Annotated in this window: 18 protein-coding genes; 6 read left to right on the top strand and 12 right to left on the bottom strand. The window is 43.9% G+C overall.

Annotation, left to right across the window (positions count from 1 at the left end; translation table 11 throughout):
- Window positions 1-26: 26 nt before the first annotated feature.
- The 3 genes from BHR79_RS01925 to BHR79_RS01915 all read left to right on the top strand — a co-directional run bounded on the left by BHR79_RS01925 (window position 27) and on the right by BHR79_RS01915 (window position 2,657).
- A complete protein-coding gene (locus BHR79_RS01925) occupies window positions 27-1,037 on the top strand; it encodes an ABC transporter substrate-binding protein (protein ID WP_072560677.1) in 1,011 nt (336 codons plus the stop codon).
- An 84-nt stretch (window positions 1,038-1,121) separates the two neighbouring features.
- Window positions 1,122-1,901, top strand: a complete 780-nt coding sequence (locus BHR79_RS01920) for an ABC transporter permease (protein WP_072560676.1) — start codon at window positions 1,122-1,124, stop codon at window positions 1,899-1,901.
- A complete protein-coding gene (locus tag BHR79_RS01915) occupies window positions 1,902-2,657 on the top strand; it encodes an ABC transporter ATP-binding protein (protein WP_072560675.1) in 756 nt (251 codons plus the stop codon).
- Window position 2,658: 1 nt separating this feature from the next.
- On the opposite strand, the gene BHR79_RS01910 is transcribed toward BHR79_RS01915, so the two are convergent.
- The 5 genes from BHR79_RS01910 to BHR79_RS01890 are packed head-to-tail and all read right to left on the bottom strand — an operon-like array spanning window position 2,659 to window position 5,738.
- On the bottom strand, window positions 2,659-3,099 hold the full coding sequence (locus BHR79_RS01910; protein ID WP_072560674.1) for a bactofilin family protein: 441 nt from the start codon (window positions 3,097-3,099) through the stop codon (window positions 2,659-2,661).
- Between the two features lie 42 nt (window positions 3,100-3,141).
- Window positions 3,142-3,885: a prenyltransferase/squalene oxidase repeat-containing protein gene (locus BHR79_RS01905; RefSeq protein ID WP_083432988.1), complete on the bottom strand. Its 744-nt coding sequence runs from the start codon at window positions 3,883-3,885 to the stop codon at window positions 3,142-3,144.
- Window positions 3,851-4,549, bottom strand: a complete 699-nt coding sequence (locus tag BHR79_RS01900) for a DUF169 domain-containing protein (protein ID WP_072560672.1) — start codon at window positions 4,547-4,549, stop codon at window positions 3,851-3,853. Before BHR79_RS01900 ends, BHR79_RS01905 begins: the two co-directional genes overlap by 35 nt.
- 35 nt (window positions 4,550-4,584) lie before the next feature.
- Entirely contained in the window at window positions 4,585-5,418 is an 834-nt protein-coding gene (locus tag BHR79_RS01895) for an Mrp/NBP35 family ATP-binding protein (RefSeq protein WP_200796353.1), read from the bottom strand.
- Between the two features lie 14 nt (window positions 5,419-5,432).
- The gene (locus BHR79_RS01890; RefSeq protein ID WP_072560668.1) at window positions 5,433-5,738 is read right to left on the bottom strand and encodes a DUF134 domain-containing protein; all 306 of its coding nucleotides are present in this window, start codon (window positions 5,736-5,738) and stop codon (window positions 5,433-5,435) included.
- Between the two features lie 112 nt (window positions 5,739-5,850).
- Between BHR79_RS01890 and BHR79_RS01885 the strand changes: the two genes are divergently transcribed.
- Genes BHR79_RS01885 through xth form a run of 3 tightly spaced genes read left to right on the top strand, consistent with a single transcriptional unit; the run spans window position 5,851 to window position 8,274 of the window.
- Entirely contained in the window at window positions 5,851-6,966 is a 1,116-nt protein-coding gene (locus BHR79_RS01885; RefSeq protein ID WP_072560666.1) for an ORC1-type DNA replication protein, read from the top strand.
- The gene (locus tag BHR79_RS01880; RefSeq protein ID WP_234970369.1) at window positions 6,956-7,507 is read left to right on the top strand and encodes a winged helix-turn-helix domain-containing protein; all 552 of its coding nucleotides are present in this window, start codon (window positions 6,956-6,958) and stop codon (window positions 7,505-7,507) included. Before BHR79_RS01885 ends, BHR79_RS01880 begins: the two co-directional genes overlap by 11 nt.
- Window positions 7,504-8,274, top strand: coding sequence for an exodeoxyribonuclease III (xth, locus tag BHR79_RS01875; protein ID WP_322787703.1), 771 nt, complete (start codon window positions 7,504-7,506; stop codon window positions 8,272-8,274). Before BHR79_RS01880 ends, xth begins: the two co-directional genes overlap by 4 nt.
- Before the next feature lie 52 nt (window positions 8,275-8,326).
- Here the strand turns inward: xth and thsA are convergent, their stop codons facing one another.
- The 7 genes from thsA to BHR79_RS01840 all read right to left on the bottom strand — a co-directional run bounded on the left by thsA (window position 8,327) and on the right by BHR79_RS01840 (window position 15,859).
- Entirely contained in the window at window positions 8,327-10,012 is a 1,686-nt protein-coding gene (gene thsA, locus BHR79_RS01870; protein WP_072560662.1) for a thermosome subunit alpha, read from the bottom strand.
- Window positions 10,013-10,171: 159 nt separating this feature from the next.
- A complete protein-coding gene (locus BHR79_RS10625) occupies window positions 10,172-10,345 on the bottom strand; it encodes a DUF5350 domain-containing protein (protein ID WP_158008567.1) in 174 nt (57 codons plus the stop codon).
- Between the two features lie 196 nt (window positions 10,346-10,541).
- Window positions 10,542-11,420, bottom strand: coding sequence for a glycine betaine ABC transporter substrate-binding protein (locus BHR79_RS01865; protein WP_072560660.1), 879 nt, complete (start codon window positions 11,418-11,420; stop codon window positions 10,542-10,544).
- Between the two features lie 571 nt (window positions 11,421-11,991).
- Window positions 11,992-12,873, bottom strand: coding sequence for a glycine betaine ABC transporter substrate-binding protein (locus BHR79_RS01855; RefSeq protein WP_159429222.1), 882 nt, complete (start codon window positions 12,871-12,873; stop codon window positions 11,992-11,994).
- 72 nt (window positions 12,874-12,945) lie between these two features.
- Window positions 12,946-13,830, bottom strand: coding sequence for a glycine betaine ABC transporter substrate-binding protein (locus BHR79_RS01850; protein ID WP_072560655.1), 885 nt, complete (start codon window positions 13,828-13,830; stop codon window positions 12,946-12,948).
- Between the two features lie 53 nt (window positions 13,831-13,883).
- Complete coding sequence (locus tag BHR79_RS01845; protein WP_072560653.1) at window positions 13,884-14,714, bottom strand: ABC transporter permease; 831 nt, start codon at window positions 14,712-14,714, stop codon at window positions 13,884-13,886.
- Complete coding sequence (locus BHR79_RS01840) at window positions 14,711-15,859, bottom strand: quaternary amine ABC transporter ATP-binding protein (protein WP_083432986.1); 1,149 nt, start codon at window positions 15,857-15,859, stop codon at window positions 14,711-14,713. Before BHR79_RS01840 ends, BHR79_RS01845 begins: the two co-directional genes overlap by 4 nt.
- Window positions 15,860-16,004 lie beyond the last annotated feature (145 nt).

The raw sequence follows: 16,004 nt of genomic DNA, 5'->3' as shown, positions 1-16,004 counted from the left end.
TGATAAATATAAAAAGGTGGATCGTAATGAAAAAAATCAGTAAAATACTAATCCTCATACTTGTTGTGGCAGCCTCTGTCTTCCTTGCAGGCTGTGCTTCTCAGGATGGAGATGGCACAGAAGAGACTGCCGACGTGACTACTCTTAACATAGGTTATCAACCCAGTACCCATCAGCTTTCCTATATGACAGCAAGGGAAAAAGGATGGTGGGAAGAGGATCTTGCTTCCTATGGTGTGGAAGAAGTGAAAGAATATGAATTCCCAACCGGTGCTCCCGAAATGCAGGCAATGCTTGCAGGCGACCTGGATGTGGCCTATGTAGGCGCTGCACCATTCGTATCAGCCTTGAGTAACGGTCTTGATGCCAAAGTAGTTGCAGGCGTGAATTCCCAGGGTTCCGATCTTATCCTGCGTCCTGAACATCCCTATGAAGGTCCCGAAGATCTCAAGGGATTGAGCATCGCAACGTTCCCGCCAGGTACAATTCAGGATACAATTCTGCGTGATTGGTTGAAAGATAATGGTATTGATCCGGACAACGATGTTGACATAAAGGCAATGGGTCCCGGTGATGCTATTTCTGCAATTTCTGCAGGCCAGATTGATGCTGCATTCCTGCCCCATCCTGCTCCAACCCTGATTGAACAGGAAGGCAACGGCAGGTCAGTTGTACCTTCAGGGGAAATGCTTCCCAACCATGCATGCTGTGTGCTTGTTGTAAGTGGCGACCTTATACGCAATCATCCGGACATGGTGGCCGAGATTGTAAAAACCCATATAAAAGCCACAGATTATAATCTTGAAAACCAGGACGAAGCTGCACAGATATTTGCAGATAAGCAGGGCTGGGATGTTAATGTAGTCCGTACTTCCATAGATGAATGGGATGGCCAGTGGATTGCCGATCCTGCCATAATTGCAGATTCCACTGTGGATTATGCACAGGTCCAGTATGAACTTGGTTATGTCGATGAGGAATTCACCCAGGAAGATATATTCGACATGAGTTTCTATGAACTGGCCATAACTGAGTAAAATAAACAGCAACCTTTTTAAAGACCTGTTGATTATAGGTCGCCGGAAGTGGAGGCAATTCCTCCACACATTTCCGGAGGTATCATGAAAACCAAACCGGTTTCAAAAAAAGGCATAGAAATCATTTCTCTGGTAACAGCCATTATTATATGGCAACTTATAGCTGATTTTGTTATCGGGAATACCTTCATTCTTCCAAGTTTTACCGATGTAGTTTATGCTTTCATCACAATAATCGAAAGGGGAGTTCTGTTCACCGATCTTATGATAAGTCTGCTGCACTTTGGAATAGGTATCATTTCGGCTCTGGTTATAGGCATCCCAATAGGGGTTGCAATGGGATGGTTCCATAATGCAGACAGGGTAGCAGATCCTCTGATTGAGATTGTGCGTCCGATTCCTCCTCTTGCATGGATTCCCTTTGCAATTGTGTGGTTTGGTCTGACTCACATATCTGCCGGATTTGTAGTTTTTGTAGGGGCCGTTTTCCCAATTATTATCAATACATTGACCGGTTTCAAGAGTGTTTCAAAAGTTTATGTAGAAGCCGGTAAGGTGCTGGGTTGTATGAAAAGCACCTCTCTTATTCGTTATATTGCACTACCCTATTCACTGCCCTCTATAGCCGCAGGCATAAGAATTGCGATGGGTGTTGGCTGGATGTGTCTGGTAGCAGCTGAGATGTTCGGTGTCAGTAAAAACGGTCTGGGATACAAGATATGGTGGCATTATTATCTGCACCAGATGGATTTTGTGCTGGTCTACATGCTCATTCTGGGCTTTTTGGGACTTTTGATAGATCGTGTTTTCCGCTGGTATGTGGACGGGAAATTGCTCAAATGGAGAAAAGGAGTCGTTGTTTAAATGGGCCGGCTTGTGATTGAGAATGTGGGACAGAGTTTTGAAAAGGATAAAGGTGAGGCTACCGATGCCCTTAAAGATGTGAATTTTGAGGTGAAAGATGGTGAGTTTGTCTGTATCATCGGTCCATCAGGTTGCGGAAAAACTACCCTTTTGAGAATTGTTGCCGGACTTGACAGGGCGGATTCGGGCCGGATTCTACTGGATGGCGAAACGATAACCTCTCCCGATCCTCGCAGGGGTATGGTCTTTCAGGAATATTCCCTGTTCCCCTGGCGAACAGTCATGGATAATGTGACATTTGGTCTGGACATGAGTGGTATGGATAGGAAAGAATCCAGGAAGATTGCTGAAGAATATCTGAGGCTTGTAGGACTTGAGCATTTCAGGGACAGTTATCCTTACGAACTTTCAGGAGGAATGAGACAAAGGATTGCTATTGTCAGGGCCCTTGCAAATGATCCTGCAGTTTTACTTATGGATGAGCCTTTTGGATCCCTTGATGCCCAGACACGCAATAAACTCCAGCAGGAACTGTTACAGATATGGGAAGCTAAAAAGATAACAATTCTTTTTGTAACACACAGTGTGGATGAAGCAGTCTATCTCTCCGACAGGATTGCTGTTATGACTTCCCGGCCCGGGCGAATAAAGGAAATGGTTGATGTCGATCTGCCCCGGCCCAGGGATAGGACAAGTACCTCTGCAAATAAACTGCGTAACAGTCTGCTGAATATGCTGGCTGAAGAAAATAAATAATTCATTCAGAATGTACGATTACTTTGGTACCTGATTCTATACTTTCAACATTGACTTTACCCACAAGTTCCAGTTCTTTTTTAGCTCTTACAAACTTTATATTGCAACCAGGCCGTACTTTCATCCAGCCATCTGTAGTGGCGTGGCCATTGATTGTGCAACGATCAAGCAGGGTCGCATTCCTGCTGGCGTGAATATCCCCGTCAATCCTGCAACCAGGGCCCAGTATAACTTCCTCTGCATGGAGGCTGCCCCTCACAACTGTACCCTTACCCAGTTCTACGTTGCCGGCAACCTTCAGGTTTTTCCAGAAATTAGTATCTGGTCCTGTAATGAGATTTCCATCCAGGCTTACATTTTGCTCAAAATAGGATTTTTTCCGGAGAATATAGGTATTGCTCTGTGGATGGAATTTCATGTTGTTCTCATTGTCTTCATTCATGTTTCCAATATTATAAATGGCTTGTATTTTAGCCCTTCTGTTTTAAGCATTGATATACAGAGCAAGAGTAATCAATGACTGTGCAGTAGCCGTAATATCTCCGTTATTTTTGCCCCAACTACCGTTATCATTTTGTTTTTTAAGTAACCACTTGATAGATTGGTCTATTTCGCCTGAGCGACCGGCAATTATCAGTGCCTGCATAACAAGATTGCTGGTTGTTGTGAATTTCCAGCCACCGTTATCCTGTATCCGGGACAATAACCAATCGGTTTTTTCCCGTGTAAAATCAGTGTGGTCTGTTCCTGTCAGTTTGGATTGTTTTATGAGGCAAATTATTATCAATGCAATTGTACCGGGATGTTCCCATGTACTATCAAAATCCTTTATGATTTTCTGGCATTCGTCTGGACAGGACACTTCGAGATCTGCAAGAGCAATCAGGGCATATGTTCTATCATATATATCTTTTAAATTGCCATCTTTCTGTTTGGTTTTGATAGAATGGGTAACTGCAGGATAGTAAATCCCCATTGTGGCAAGGGCTGATACACCTCTGCAAATTTCCCTGAAAGATTGTGGCCTGTGAATCTCTTTTATGAGGGTGGCTGTAAGGGTATATCCCCTTCCCCAGAGGTAGCTGGCTGTTGTGCTTCTGGCATATTCCTTGAGGGTGCCAGGCTGACTTTCATCCAGCCAATCAAGCCCTCTGCTTACCGCATCGTTATATTTAATTTCCTTTGCCTGAATCTTACAATCCCCTGGCTTTTCTGATAGGCTTTTCATAGAGTTTTTCAAGATGCTCTACTATATTTTCAAGAATTGGGCCCGGAATTCCCACAAGCATTTCATCCCTGCCTATATCAGTTGTCCTGCGACAGCCGAAACATCCCATGGAAAAATTTACATCGCCGGTCTGGATGGGAATTATCGTTGAATCCACGCAGGTGGCCTGGAACGGTGCTGTGCTCAGGGTAACCCTTCCTCCCTTTTCAAAAGTAAATGCTGGTACAATCCAGTAAAGGGTTTCCGGGAGATCGACCAGAACCACTACATCGGGCTTAAAGTCAGCCTTTTCAAGAGGACAAACTACTGTTGCCTGCATGCTGCATTCCTCGAATTCTGCCCTCTCCTCTATCATCTTAGCAGCTGCTTGAGGTGTATCGAACATGCCGATTTTGGAGTGGAATTCCCCGCTTCTTACATTGTCAGGTGTTTCTAAAAGTCCCAGACTGGAACCACCTACCACGCATGCATGTTTATCTGCCGGTATCACAAGACATTCGCCGGTCCTTGCTTTCATAATAGACTGACAATGGCGGGTTTTTTTCTCGGGTTGGTTAAAGTCTGCAGGAATATCTTCGCCCTTTTTAACCAATTTCACGGCTACCGGTTCGTATTTTAGTTGCAGTATTTCCTTGAGTTTGTCACTTATCTCTTTATTTTCCATAAAAATCCCCTTGCCCTTAAAAATAGAAAGGAAGATTAGTTGAACTTTTCTTCCACAGAATTAACAATTGAATCGAACTTTTCTTTCCAGATGGATTTATCATCATTGACATATACATCTCCTTTATCCCCTGATGATGAAACATCGGGTTCGATAGGCAATGTGGCAAGTATGGGGGTGTTGAAATCTTTTGCAGCCTTTTCTACAGATTCTCCGCCAAAGACCTGTATTTCTTCATTGCAGTGGGGGCAGATTACACCGCTCATGTTTTCGACCATTCCAATTACGGGTACTTCCAGCATTTCTGCAAATTTCAGGGATTTCCTTACACTTGTAAGTGCTACATCCTGGGGAGTTGTGACAACGATGGCACCATCGACCTTGCCCAGCAACTGTACTATGCTCAATGGTTCATCTCCTGTGCCCGGAGGCAGGTCTATGATAAGGTAGTCCAGTACTCCCCAGTCAACTTCTTCAAGGAACTGTTTTATGGCTCCCATCTTGGCAGGCCCTCTCCAGACCACGGGGGAATCCTGATCGTCCAGCAATAAACCTATGGACATGACCTTGAGGTTATCGGCAACCTGTACGGGAAGAATGCCCTTTTCTCCTACTTCGGGTCTCTGGTCAGTGATTCCAAACATTGTGGGAATGCTTGGTCCATGAATATCACTGTCAAGCAGTCCTACTTTTTTCCCGCGCCTGGCAAGGGCTGCAGCGAGATTTGCTGAAACGGTACTCTTTCCTACACCGCCTTTGCCACTCATTACCATGAGCTTGTTTCTTATTCCACGCAGATTCGATACGAGTTTTGGCTCTTCAACTTTGGAATTTACCAGACTTTCAGCTGACTGTATGTTTTGACTCATTTTAATGACTCCATTTATTCAGTAGTGTAATTTCCGCCTTTGATATCTATGGCCTGCCCTTCAACAAGAGCTCTGGCGACTTTTTTTCTCGCATTTTTCAGTTCTTCCCAGAAAGCCCTTCTGGAAATTCCCATCTCAAGGGCGGCTTCTTCCTGTGTCAGCTCATCCACATCCACAAGTCGGATGGCCTCCAGTTCCTCAAATGCGAGGTCTACTACCTCAACTTCAGACCTTGGTATTCCGCAGGGTTTAAAGCACATAACATTGGGCTCTGCCCGTATCCTGCGGGGGCATTTTGGTCTTCCTCTCCTGCATTTCATACGTTAACCAATCACCCATAGGTGAGCAAATATATAAAGGATTCCAAATAGCCCTGCAAAAAAGCTATTATATTTACAGGGGAATTTTATACTAGGTTTAGGAGTCAGGTATATGAAAAATAATATGCTTCTCTGGGATGAGACAATTTTCAGAGATCCCATCGTACTGGAGCTGGATTATCTTCCCGAACAATTTATGCACCGGGATTCTCAGCTACAATCTCTCATCTATAGCTTAAAACCTGCAGTAAAAGGTATGAGGCCTATTAATTGTCTTGTTTATGGTCCACCCGGCACTGGTAAAACCAGTGCTGTATTGAAGGTTTTCGAAGAAATAGAAGCACATACCTCGGATGTGGTGCTGGTTAAGATCAATTGCCAGATGGATTCCACTCGCTTTGCTGTTGTTTCACGCATATATCGCAAACTTTTCAATATAGATCCTCCGTCTTCCGGGGTAGCCTTCAGGAAACTTTTTGAAAAGATAGTCCTGAAACTTATCGAAAAGGACAAGGTAATGGTGGTGTGTCTGGATGATATCAATTATTTATTCCACGGCGGACATGCCGATGAGATCATGTATTCCATACTACGAGCCCATGAACAGTATCCCGGTGTGAAAATGGGTGTGATTGCGATTGTAAGTGATACGGGAAAACTTTACAGGTTTGATCCAAAGGTGAGTTCTGTATTCCTGCCTGAAGAGATTGAATTTCCTCCTTATTCTTATGACGAAGTAGGAGACATCATTTCTTCCCGAATCCAGCTGGCTTTTTATCCGGAGGTAGTGCCGGAGGAAGTCAGGGAAAAAATAGTCAATTATGTAGATGTGACCGGTGATCTGCGTGTTGGTATCGATCTACTCAAGAGATCAGGCCTGAATGCAGAAAAAAGGGCAAGCAAAAACATTTCAGAGGACGACGTGTCCCGTGCCTATGAATCATCACGTCTTTTGCATCTGAGGCGTAACATATCATCCCTTACAGATTATGAAAAAAAGATTCTGCGGCTTGTTGCTGAAAATGATGAAATCAAAGCAGGCAAACTTTACGAACTTTTCAATGAGAATAATGAATTGGGATACACCCGGTTTTATGGATTGGTGAACAAATTAAAAGATTCGCATTACCTGGATGTTTCATTTTCGGGTGAAGGTATGCGGGGCAGAACCCGTATTATTCGTCTGAACTATCCTGCAGATGATGTAATTAAATGTATTGGGGGTTGATATTCTGGAAACCCGTACAAAGGTCTGGCTGACACATGAGGGCAAACCTGTGATTGGTGCCGGCAAAGTGCGTCTATTGAAGGCTATAGATGAAGAGAAATCCCTGAAAAAAGCCTGCGAAAAACTCCAGATTTCCTATAAACATGCCTGGAATATATTGAAGAAGATGAATTTGAGAATCGGACACGATGTTGTAAGGACTGTAAGGGGAGGTAAAGAGCAGGGTACTTTTCTTACAGAGTATGGAAGGGACCTGATTAATCAATATGAACTGAATCGGGATTATGTTGACAGGATGGTGGAGGAGGAATTATCCTCTGAAAATGTGGGTGAGATCAACAATATTGCCTGTAAGGTCAGGAAAGTAGAATCTTCTGATGGAATCTCCAGAATTCAGCTTGAATTTGATTCTGCAGTATTAACTTCTATAATGGGAGAAAAGGATTTGGGAAATCTGGATATCGATGAGGAGGATGAAGTAATTGCTACTATTAGGGCTGTCGATATAGGTATTTCTCCTGCGATAAATGAGGAGGAATAAATCTGCGACTGTTTTCCTGGAATGTCAATGGTTTGCGGGCAGTTGCTAAAAAAGGTTTTCTGGAATGGATGGATTCTGAATCACCTGATGTCCTGTGCTTGCAGGAGACAAAAGCCCGCCCTTCCCAGCTCCCTTCGAAGATCAGGCGCATAGATGGTTATTATAGCTATTTCAGTGCTGCTGAAAGGAAGGGTTATAGCGGTGTTGCCTTTTACAGTAAGGTCCAACCACTAGAGGTACGTTATGGTTTTGGTATAAACCGATTTGATCATGAAGGACGTATCCTGATTGCTTTTTACGAGCACTTCGTACTTTTTAACATTTATTTTCCCAATGGTAATTCTTCGGATGAGCGACTTCAGTATAAAATGGATTTCTATGAGGCTTTTCTGGAATATATACAGGGATTAATACATGAGGGTTATTCTGTAGTCATATGTGGAGACTTGAACACCGCTCACAAACCTATTGATATTGCAAGACCAAAACAAAATGAGAAACGTTCAGGCTTTCTTCCTGTGGAAAGGAAATGGATTGACAAATTTCTCTCCCGTGGTTTCCTTGACACTTTCAGGCTTTTCAATTCAAATGACGGTAATTATACTTGGTGGGATTTGAAAACCAGATCACGGGAACGTAATGTGGGCTGGAGGCTGGACTACTTTTTTGTAAGTACTGATCTAAAACAGTGTGTAAAAGAAGCTTTTATTTTAAGTGAAGTGACCGGTTCAGATCACTGTCCTGTAGGATTGGAACTGGATTCCTGAATAAAATATAAAAAAAGCAGAGCGCAAAAGCGCTCTGTTGTATCAAATTATTTTACATTCCGCCCATGCCTGGAGGCATTCCACCCATACCTGGTGGCATTCCGCCGCCCATGCCTGGTGGCATGCCGCCTTCGCCACCGCCGCCTGATGGGGATGGGTTGGAGGACGCAATTACATCGTCGATCCTCAGGATCATGACAGATGCTTCTGCTGCAGCGTTGATTGCCTGTGTCTTGATTCTCAGGGGTTCAACGACACCTGCTTCCCACATGTCAATGACTTTTCCACTGAAGACATCAAGACCGGCGGTCTTGGCGCCCTTCTCATGGTGGGAGCGAAGTTCTACAAGCATGTCGATTGGATCCAGGCCTGCGTTTTCTGCAAGAGTCCTTGGGATAACTTCAAGGGATTCTGCGAATGCTTTGACTGCCAGCTGTTCCCTGCCGCTGAGGGATGATGCGTAATCCTGCAGCTGGAATGCCACTTCAACTTCTGGACCGCCGCCGCCGGCTACGAGTTTTTCATCCTCGATGGCTACGCCGACTACGCGCAGAGCATCATGGAGTGCCCTTTCAATATTGTCGACTACATGTTCGGTTCCGCCGCGCAGGAGGATAGATACGGATCTTGGATTGACACAGCCGGTAATAAAGACCATGTTGTCGCCAGCAATCTTTCTTTCTTCCACTGTTTCGGTCTTTCCAAGATCATCTGCGGTCATTTCCTCGATGTTGGTAATCAGTTTACCACCGGTGGAACGTACGAGTTTTTCCATGTCACTCTTTTTGACACGTCTGACTGCAAAGATTCCTTCCTTTGCAAGGAAGTGCTGTGCCATGTCATCAATACCTTTCTGGCAGAAGACAACGTTCGCACCGCTTGCGACGACTTTATCTACAAGACCTTTGAGCATCTTTTCTTCCTGGTCAAGGAAGGACTGGAGCTGGTCAGGTGAGGTGATGGAGATTTCCGCGTCGACTTCAGTTTCCTTAAGTTCGATGGCACTGTTGATAAGTGCAATCTTTGCATCGGTGACTTTCTTTGGCATGTTGGAATGTACACGCTCTTTGTCAAGGATCATTCCTTCAATGAGTTCTGAATCCTCGATACTGCCACCGACCTTCTTTTCTACCTTTATATTGTCGATGTCGATGCTTTCGCCATCAGTCTTGTCTGCAATGCTTGCGACAGCGGATACAGCTATTTCGCTGAGTACTTCTTTGGAAGCCTCTGCACCCTTTCCTGTCATGGCAGTATTGGAGATGTTTATCAGGGTGTCCTTGTTATCGATCGTAACATCCTTTGCAAGTCCTTTGAGCAATTCGCCAGCTTTCTCAGCTGCCATCCTGTATCCGGATGCGATGATTGTTGGATGTACATCCTGCTCGATCATGTCTTCTGCCTTTTTGAGCAGTTCTCCGGTGATCACAGCAGCAGTGGTTGTTCCGTCTCCTACTTCATCGTCCTGGGTCTTGGAAACTTCTACGATCATCTTGGCAGCAGGGTGCTCAATGTCCATTTCCTTGAGTATGGTTGCGCCGTCATTTGTGATTACTACGTCACCAAGGGAGTCTACAAGCATCTTGTCCATTCCCTTTGGTCCGAGTGTGGTCCTGACAGCTTCAGCCACAGCTTTTGCAGCCATTATGTTGTTGCTCTGGGCATCTCTGCCCCTGGTTCTCTGATTTCCGTCTCTTAAAATAAAAATTGGCTGTCCACCAGCCATCTGTCCTGCCATTACTTTTACCTCCGTATTATATACATCAAGTTGATATTCCCTGCATCATACAGGTCGTTTGTACATGTTTGTGGTTCTATATAAACATTGCTGTAATGGGAATATCGGTTAGCCTATTGAAAATTGTATTCTAAAAATTAGTATAATAAAAAAAGAAAATCAGCCAACAATGGCTTTTTGGGATCTTCTTTTGAATCTCCTCTTTGTACCTGCAGAAGAATACCTCTGTGCAGGTGCAGTATGTGCCTTGTTAGCTCTGGCTTTTTTAACTTTGATTGTGTTGCCTTTACGTCCCTTTATTTTTACCCATTCAATACTTCCTGTTTTGCCCATAATTATCACTCTCTATGATATTGATTATTTGAATATGTGGATTACTTTAGAGGGAATGCTAGTTATTAAAGGTTGCGGAAAAAAGTGGCCTGTCCTTCAATTGAACCCTGCAGTACAGTCGTCATTTCTACAATACTGCTGAGATATATTTCATATCCACTATTAATAAAAAACAGGAATAAGGGTTAAATTACCCTTATTCAGTTCCAATCCATTCATTAACTCTGTCTGGATTGTTTTCGACCCATTTTGCAGCGGCTTCTTCAGCACTCATTCCTGCTTCAATGTCGGTCATTACGGTCTGAATCTCTTCGTGGTTATAATGTAAATTGCTTATGATTGCATAGAGTTCAGGTTTTTCTTCCTTGAGTCCCTGTCTTGCAAGTGTTTCTATGTTATCGCCATCTCCATAGGCCTTTTGTGGATCGTCCAGGATCTTCAGGTCATATCTGCCGAATGCCCAGTGAGGTGTCCAGAGGGTGACAACGATTGGTTTCTCGTCCCTGTAGGCACCGTCAAGTGCAGATGCCATTCCGGCACTGCTGCTGGCTTCAAGGTCATATTCCAGACCATACATATCGATTGCATTTTCTGTGTTCTGCATTATTCCTGCACCGGGATCAATACCGGTGATTTCACCATCGAATTTCTCCTTGTTTGCATTCAGGTCTTCGATGGAATTAATGTCTTTCATGTAAGTTGGTACTGCAAGACCGAGTTTGCAGTCTTCAAGATTTGGACCAACTCTGTCAACCTGGTCTCCATACTGCTCCCAGTAATTTGCCTGGGTTTGTGGAAGCCATGCACATGTGGTAAAGTCAAACTGGTCATCTGCAAGTCCCTGGTATAGTGGGCCTGCATCGACAGCTATTATTTCTACTTCATAACCTTCCTGTTCGAGAACTTTCATTATTACATTGGTATTTGCAATTGCGTCATCCCACATTACATATCCGATGGTTGCTGATTTTTCTTCAGTGCCTGCATCTTCGTTTTCTTGCTGCGTACATCCGGCAGCAAAGAGGGAAAGCACTAACACTATTCCTATTATTATCATTTTTAATTTATTATCCATATTTTCTATTCCTCCTTTATTATTGGATAAAAGTAAAAAGACTTTTTCAGGCCTTATTTGGGTGTAAGGTGCTGGGTCAGTCTGACAAGGACAATCGCTATAATCACAATACTGAGTCCTGCTTCGAATCCAACTCGAATCTACTCGCTGGATTCCTATCAACACCTTCTAAGTCAGGCAAAGGTTTTCGATCATGGAAGCAATAACAAACATTGAAAAGGCCAGCATAAAATACTGGTAACACCGGCCATTATAGTCTTAAGAGCAACCGGGATATCTACCTTTATAAGTTTCTGTCAGGGTTGAGCCGAAAATATTGGCAACATCGACAAATTCTGTTGGTGCCTGTGTAATACTCAGGTTTATAAGCAGGATTGCAGGACCAGTGCAGCAGATTATATTACAAGCGCAGTGGGTTTGATTCTTCCACAGGTCCATTGTTACAATTAAAATATATCCAATGCTGGTACCTAAATTAAGTATCCATTCCTTCTTAGATATACGGTTACTCTAAAGGGAATGCTAGTTATTAAAGGTTGTGGATAAAAAAAGTAAGTGAGGATTGTCATCCTCACTGGGTGCCAAGTACCTCATCGTACTTTTCAGGATTCTCGGCAAGCCAATTGGATGCAGCCTCTTCAGGAGATTGTCCTTCATCGATATCAATCATTATTGATTCGATATCAGAAAGATCCATTTCATAGTTCTGGATAAGCTGGTAGAATTCTGGTCTGTCTTCTTCAAAACCAGGTCTTGTGAGGATGACAAGGTTGTCACTTCCTCCATATACTCCTTTTGGATCTTCAAGGAATTTCAGGCCTTCCATACGTGCGAATGTCCAGTGTGGCCTCCAGAGGGTAGCTACGATCCATTCCTCATTGTCCATTTTGTCCTGAAGCTCGGTTGCCATTCCCACAGTACTGCTGGAATATAATTCATATTCTTCAAGGTTGTATTCTTCAAGGGCCTTCTCTGTGGTGACCATTATTCCTGCACCGGGCTCAATACCAGTTATTCTGCCATCGAATTTGCTGGCATTGCCCTTCAGGTCTTCCACGGTGGTAATTCCGGAATCATATACGTAGTCTGGAACAGCAAGTCCAATTTTAGCACCTGATGACACAACCTGTGCCTTGTTCAGACTGTCTCCGTATTGATCCCAGTAGGAAGCCTGGGTTGCAGGTAACCATGCTTGGATAAGGACATCGATGTCTCCCTGTGAGGTTGCCTGGTATAGACCTCCTAAATCTGCGGATACAATCTCATATTCATGGCCTCCTTCATCAAGGATATGCAAAAATACATTTCCAGTTGCACGTGAGTCATCCCACTGGACTACTCCAATTCGTACTGGCTCTTCTGTCGGGCTTTCTTCCTGTGATGTGCAACCTGCACCAATCAGGGCTATTGCTATCACTAAGCATGCTAAAACTTTCAAAACATTATGTCTCAAACTAATCACCTCTTTTTTCCAAAAATTAAATAGATGGAACGATAAAAAAACAGGAATAAGGGTTAATTACCCTTATTCAGTTCCAAGCCATTCGTTAACTCTATCTGGATTGTTTTCGACCCACTTTGCAGCAGCATCTTCGGCATCCATGCCGTCTTCCATATCAGCCATTACGGTCTGAATCTCATCATGGGTCCAGTGGAACCTGCTGATGATTGCATAGAGTTCCGGTTTTTCTTCCTCGAGTCCCTGTCTTGCAAGGGTTTCTACATGATCTGCTTCACCGTAGGCCTGTTGTGGATCATCCAGAATCTTCAGGTCATATCTGCCGAATGCCCAGTGAGGTGTCCAGAGGGTGACAACGATTGGTTCCTCGTCCCTGTAAGCACCGTCAAGTGCAGAGGCCATTCCAGCACTGCTGCTGGCTTCAAGGTCATATTCCAGACCATACATGTCGATTGCATCTTCTGTGTTCTGCATGATACCTGCACCGGGGTCAATACCGGTGATCTTTCCATCGAACTTCTCCTTGTTTGCATTCAGGTCTTCGATGGAATTAATATCTTCCATGTAGGTTGGTACTGCAAGACCGAGTCTGCAGTCTTCAAGATTTACAGCAACGCTGTCAACCTGGTCTCCATACTGCTCCCAGTAATTTGCCTGGGTTTGTGGAAGCCATGCGGATGTTGTAAAGTCAAACTGGCCGTCTGCAAGTCCCTGGTATAGTGGGCCTGCATCAACAGCGATAATATCGACGTCGTAACCGGCCTGTTCAAGGACCTCTTTCATTACGTTGGTACTGGCAATTTCACCGTCCCACATAACATAGCCGATGCTCGTGGTTTTTTGTTCATCTGCACCATCATCGCCTTCTTCTCCCTGCTGGGCGCAACCAGCAGCAAAGAGAGAAAGCACTAAAAGAATTCCTACTATTACTGCTTTATATTTATTATCCATTTTCTATTATTCCTCCTGTGTTAATTGGATAAAAAGAATGAAGGCTTTAGCACTTATTTTGGTGTAAGGTGCTGTGTAAGCCTGTCAAGTACAATAGCGATTATGACAATTCCAAGCCCTGCTTCGAATCCGACTCCTATATCAACCCTCTGGATTCCTATCAATACCTGATATCCAAGGCCTCGGGCACCAATCATTGAGGCAATAACGACCATTGAAAGGGCAAGCATTATACACTGGTTAACTCCGGCCATTATTGTTTTTAAAGCTACAGGTATTTCCACCTTGATAAGTTTTTGCCATGAGGTTGACCCAAAAGCATCGGCAACTTCTACCAGTTCTTTAGGAACCTGGGTTATTCCAAGGGTTGTAAGCCTGATTGCAGGGGGCATGGAGAACACAACTGTTGCGATCATACCCGGCACGTTACCAAGTCCAAAGAAAATAACTGCTGGGATAAGGTAAACAAACGAAGGCATAGTCTGCATAAGATCCAGAATCGGTCTCAATACCCTGTGAAGAGTCTCACTCTTTGCCGCAAGAATGCCCAAAGGAATACCTATTATTAGAGCCAGTGCAGCAGACGAAATTACAAGAGCGATTGTTTCCATGGAATATTCCCAGAGGTCCATACTCAGTATCACTATGAATCCAAGGGCAGTACCTAAAGCAAGTTTCCAGTCCTTGCGACCGATTACGTATGCAAGGGCTGCAAGCAACACAACAAACAACAGAGGTGGCATTGCCATTAGTACATCTTTGAAAATATCAATGACAAATCCAAAAAGGGCACTGAATGCATCAAGGATGAAGCCTAAAGTATCACTAATCCAATAGACTGCAGATTCGACAACGCTTCCTATAGGGAGTTGTGGTACTATCATTGTGCTACCTCCTCAACTTGTTCTTCATCTTCAGTGGTCTTAAGTGCAGCAAGAATACTACCTCTGACGACCACGCCTACAAGTTTATCATTTTCGTTAACAATCGCAATTGGCTGGTCAGTTTCTGCCCGGATTGATATGAGGTCTTGTAGTGGAGTGTCGACTGTAGTTTTCGGGAACTCCTTTATGATTACATCTTCCATGGTTTTTCCGGCTTTCTGTGCTCGGACCGCATCATCGACTTTCAGGAATCCCTGGAGACGCTTGGCTTTATCCACCACGTATATGGAGGATATGCCGTGCTTTTCCATGAGTTTCAGGGCAACTTGTAGGCCAGATTTCATTGAAACAACTGGATCAGGCCTCTTCATTACATTCTCAGCAGTAAGGATCTTTGTCTTATCCACGCCGGCAACGAATTTGGAGACATAATCGTTCGCAGGATTTGTGAGGATTTCTTCGGCAGTCCCGATCTGGGCAATTTCTCCATCTTTCATCAAGGCAATACGGTCACCGAGCTTGAGGGCCTCATCCAGGTCATGTGATACGAAAACAATCGTTTTCTGCATCTTTTCCTCAAGTTCAAGCAACTCATCCTGCATCTCACTGCGGATAAGCGGGTCAAGGGCACTGAATGCTTCATCCATTAAGAGGATCTCCGGGTCTGTTGCAAGGGCTCTGGCAAGTCCGACCCTCTGCTGCATACCTCCACTCAACTGGGATGGTTTACTGAACTCATGACCTTTCAGGCCAACAGTTTCGATTGCAACTGCTGCCTTTTCATGTCTTTCATCCTTTGAGAAATCCTGTATTTCAAGACCATAAGCAACATTATCAATGATGGTTCTGTGTGGTAAAAGGGCGAAATTCTGGAAGACCATGCTGATCTGTTTTTCCCTGATCAACCGAAGTCTTTCCTTGGACGCCTTTGTAATATCTTCCTCACCAACCTGTATCGACCCGGATGTGGGTTCAATGAGTCGGTTTAGGCAACGCAGAAGGGTTGATTTACCGGACCCGGAAAGGCCCATAAGTACAAAAATTTCTCCTTCATACACATCAAAACTCACATTATACAGTCCTACGGTCTGACCAGTCTTGTTGAAGATTTCATCTTTTGAAAGACCTTCTTCAACATAAGACAAAGCTTTCTTTGGATGCTTACCAAAGATCTTCGTTAAGTTGCTGACTACAATTTTCTTCGTTCTTTCTTCAGAAATAAAAATAACCCCTTTTTTTTTAATAGGTTATTTAGTAAAAGATTATAACAATCTTTTTTTGTAAATATAC

This window comes from Methanohalophilus halophilus, from assembly GCF_001889405.1.
Classification (GTDB): Archaea; Halobacteriota; Methanosarcinia; order Methanosarcinales; family Methanosarcinaceae; genus Methanohalophilus; species Methanohalophilus halophilus.
This window is presented reverse-complemented; position numbering and strand designations above follow the sequence as displayed.

What these genes read in the sequence shown, in the direction of transcription:
- BHR79_RS01925 (WP_072560677.1), top strand. Translation starts at nt 27, where the DNA reads ATGAAAAAAATCAGTAAAATACTAATCCTCATACTTGTTGTGGCAGCC.
- BHR79_RS01920 (WP_072560676.1), top strand. Translation starts at nt 1,122, where the DNA reads ATGAAAACCAAACCGGTTTCAAAAAAAGGCATAGAAATCATTTCTCTG.
- BHR79_RS01915 (WP_072560675.1), top strand. Translation starts at nt 1,902, where the DNA reads ATGGGCCGGCTTGTGATTGAGAATGTGGGACAGAGTTTTGAAAAGGAT.
- BHR79_RS01910 (WP_072560674.1), bottom strand. Translation starts at nt 3,099, where the DNA reads ATGAATGAAGACAATGAGAACAACATGAAATTCCATCCACAGAGCAAT.
- BHR79_RS01905 (WP_083432988.1), bottom strand. Translation starts at nt 3,885, where the DNA reads ATGAAAAGCCTATCAGAAAAGCCAGGGGATTGTAAGATTCAGGCAAAG.
- BHR79_RS01900 (WP_072560672.1), bottom strand. Translation starts at nt 4,549, where the DNA reads ATGGAAAATAAAGAGATAAGTGACAAACTCAAGGAAATACTGCAACTA.
- BHR79_RS01895 (WP_200796353.1), bottom strand. Translation starts at nt 5,418, where the DNA reads ATGAGTCAAAACATACAGTCAGCTGAAAGTCTGGTAAATTCCAAAGTT.
- BHR79_RS01890 (WP_072560668.1), bottom strand. Translation starts at nt 5,738, where the DNA reads ATGAAATGCAGGAGAGGAAGACCAAAATGCCCCCGCAGGATACGGGCA.
- BHR79_RS01885 (WP_072560666.1), top strand. Translation starts at nt 5,851, where the DNA reads ATGAAAAATAATATGCTTCTCTGGGATGAGACAATTTTCAGAGATCCC.
- thsA (WP_072560662.1), bottom strand. Translation starts at nt 10,012, where the DNA reads ATGGCAGGACAGATGGCTGGTGGACAGCCAATTTTTATTTTAAGAGAC.
- BHR79_RS10625 (WP_158008567.1), bottom strand. Translation starts at nt 10,345, where the DNA reads ATGGGCAAAACAGGAAGTATTGAATGGGTAAAAATAAAGGGACGTAAA.
- BHR79_RS01865 (WP_072560660.1), bottom strand. Translation starts at nt 11,420, where the DNA reads ATGGATAATAAATTAAAAATGATAATAATAGGAATAGTGTTAGTGCTT.
- BHR79_RS01850 (WP_072560655.1), bottom strand. Translation starts at nt 13,830, where the DNA reads ATGGATAATAAATATAAAGCAGTAATAGTAGGAATTCTTTTAGTGCTT.
- BHR79_RS01845 (WP_072560653.1), bottom strand. Translation starts at nt 14,714, where the DNA reads ATGATAGTACCACAACTCCCTATAGGAAGCGTTGTCGAATCTGCAGTC.